Raw genomic sequence first — 2,841 nt, forward strand, 5'->3', positions numbered from 1 at the left:
GGGTCGAGGGGGAGGTAGCCGCCGCCGGTCTTGAGCACGGCCAGGATACCGGCGGGCAGATGGTGGGTGCGGGGGAGTGCCAGGGCGATGGTGCCGCCGGGGCGGGCCCCGTGGGCGAGGAGGTGGTGGGCGAGCCGGTTGGCGCGGCCGTTGAGTTCGGCGTAGGTGAGGGCGGTGGTGCCGTCGGTGACGGCGACCGCGTGCGGGGTGCGGTGGGCCTGGGCCTGGAAACGCGCCGGCAGGGTGGCGTCGGGCGCGGGCGCGCCGGCGGTCTCGGCAGGGGGCGAGGGGCGCTCCCCGGGCCGCAGGAGCGAGAGGCGGGCCAGGGGCGAGTCCGGCTCCGCCTCGGCGAGTTGGTCCACCAGGAGCAGGACGCGCTGCTGGTGGTCGGCGAGTTCGTCCGGGGTGTAGAGCGCGGGGTTGGCGTCGAAGTCGAGGCTGAGACCGCCGTCGGCCAGGGGGCGGGCGGTGACGCACAGGTCGTCGACCAGGCCGCCGGACAGCGGGTGGTGGGTGACGGAGTGCTCGCCGAAACGCAGGTCGTAGCCGAAGGGGATCAGATTGACCACCGGCCCGAACAGACGCCGGTCGCCGCCCAGGAGCTTCAGGTCGCGGCGGAGGTCCTCCCCCCGGTACTGCTGGTGCCTGCGGATCGCCCGCACCTCGGCGGCCACGGCGTCGAGCAGTTCGCGCACGGTGGTCGCCGGGGTGAGGGTGAGGCGCAGGGGGAGGTTGTTCGAGGCGGTGGCGGGGGTGCGCAGGGCGGCGGAGCCGGCCCGGCTCATGCAGGTCAGGCCCAAGATGACGTCGGGGGCGGCGGTGTGGCGGTGGAGATAGCTGCCGATGGCGGCCAGCAGCAGGTCGTTGCGGGTGCCGCCCAGCCTGGCGGCCGCGGTGGTGAGCCGCTCGGTCTCCTGGGGGCTCAGAAAGGCGGTGCGGCGGTGGAAGCCGGCCCGGGCGGAGGCGACGGCCCGGGCGAGGGAGACGGCCTCGGGTGCGTCGGCGTAGCGCTCGGTGAAGTACGCGCGGTCGCGCGCGAAGCGTTCCGAGGCCCGGTAGGCGGCTTCCTGGTCGTGCAGCCGGTGGTGCGGGGCGAAGGGGGTCTCGGGGACGGGCAGACCGGCGGCCTCGGCGGTGTAGATCTCCGCCACGCGACGGAAGACGAGGAGGTAGCTGTAGCCGTCGAGGAGGATGTGGTGGGCGCGCTGGTACCAGAAGTGGCGGTCCGGGGCGGCGGTGAACAGGGCCTGGGTGAACAGCGGGCCGCGGGTGAGGTCGGCGGCGGTGGCCTGGTCGGCGCGCATCCAGGCCTCGGCGGCGGCGCTGGGATCGGGGTGGTCGGTGAGGTCGATGCGGTGGAGCGGCCGGCGGGTGGGCGAGGCGTGGATGCTGCGGGGGCCGTCCGGGGTGTCGGTGAAGAGCTGGGCGAAGGTCTGTGCCTCGGTGAGGGTGCGGCGCAGCGCGGCCTCGAAGATCTCCGGGTCGATCGGCCCATGGATCTCCACGTATTCACCGGTGTTGTAGGCGGCGTTCGCGGGGTCGAGGCGCTGGGCGAACCAGATGCCCTCCTGGGCGGTGGTCAGCGGGCGATGGACGTCCTCGTGAACAGACATGGCACAACCCTCGATAGGAGTTCTGTTTCTCTGCCGGATTTCTGCCGGATCGCTGCCGGAAAAACGCCTGTGGGATCAATCGCGTAGGGCGTGCGGGAGAGAAGAATTCCACCCGTACGCATGGGAGATCGCTTGGCGCGCGGTAGAGCGCAATTGATGGGACCAGAGCCGATTCGAGGCCTTGCGGTTCGGTTTCACGGACGGTTCGCGCCGTCCGGCGCGATGCATCGTGCCGGAGTGGATCCGGGTCGGTCAAGGGCGAGTCGGGGCTTCACGCACCCCGCTCGACTTCCCCGAGAAGCCCGAATCTCCCCTCGTTCCCCCGCAATCAAACAATCGGTCATCAGTCCTTCCCTGGCAGCTGGGCGGTGCCCTCGGTCCTGGTGCTCTCGACGGTCGTGAGTGCCGTGTTCGATGAATGGTGTTGGGATATCACTTACGGGTGGAGGCGGCGTGGATCGGCGCTTGAGCCCGGCATGAGGTGAGTGAAAACCAGGGGAAATATGGTTCCTCTTGAAAGGTGATGGATATACCGCTTCACTGAAATGGTGATTCGCCGTACGGTGCGGGGTCATTCGAGAGGACGTCGCACCGCCGCGGCGGAACTCGCCGAACCGGCGGGTTCGGCCGCCGGCTGGACCATCCCCCGTATGCCCATGCGCCCGTGTCCGCGGGCCGAGTCCGGGAGGGCACCCGAAGTGAGAACCGCGAATGACCTGTGTGCCACCTCCGTCGGGGCTCTGCTGCCGCGTGCCCAGGCCGGGGACCGCCAGGCGATGAACGACCTGCTGCGGCACATCACCCCGTTCGTCGGGCGCCTCTGCCTCCCCATCGCCAGAAAGCACAGCTGCGACGCCGCCCAGGAGGCGATGCTCGCCATCTACCGGGGCATCCCCGGGCTGCGCGAGCCCACGGCCTTCTACAGCTGGGTGCGCTCGGTGACGGTCCGGGAGGCGATCCGCACCTCCAAGCGGCTCAGCCAGGGCGTGATCGAGTCCCTGCCGGAGCTCGCCCAGGACGCCAACCCGTTGGTCGCCATCGACATCCGGGACGTGATGGACCGACTGCCGGAGCAGCATCGCGAGGTGCTGACGCTGCGCGCCGTCTACGGCATGAACGAACGCGAGATGGCCGCCACGCTCGCCCTGCCCATCGGCACCGTACGGTCCCGACTGCACCGGGCGCGGCGCAAGTTCCAGGCCGCCTGGACGATGGGGCGGGCGTGAGG

2 protein-coding genes are annotated in these 2,841 nt (G+C 70.9%); one reads left to right on the plus strand and one right to left on the minus strand.

Annotated features, from left to right (window positions below; genetic code table 11):
• Window positions 1-1,613: condensation domain-containing protein (locus E4099_RS30935; RefSeq protein WP_167828545.1), on the minus strand; the 1,613-nt coding region annotated here is incomplete at its 3' end.
• 698 nt (window positions 1,614-2,311) lie between these two features.
• Between E4099_RS30935 and E4099_RS30940 the strand changes: the two genes are divergently transcribed.
• Window positions 2,312-2,839 carry an RNA polymerase sigma factor gene (locus E4099_RS30940; RefSeq protein ID WP_209446811.1) on the plus strand — a complete coding sequence of 176 codons (528 nt, stop codon included), beginning with the start codon at window positions 2,312-2,314 and terminating at the stop codon, window positions 2,837-2,839.
• The last annotated feature ends 2 nt before the right edge of the window (window positions 2,840-2,841 follow it).

Source organism: Streptomyces palmae (genome assembly GCF_004684805.1).
GTDB lineage: Bacteria > Actinomycetota > Actinomycetes > Streptomycetales > Streptomycetaceae > Streptomyces > Streptomyces palmae.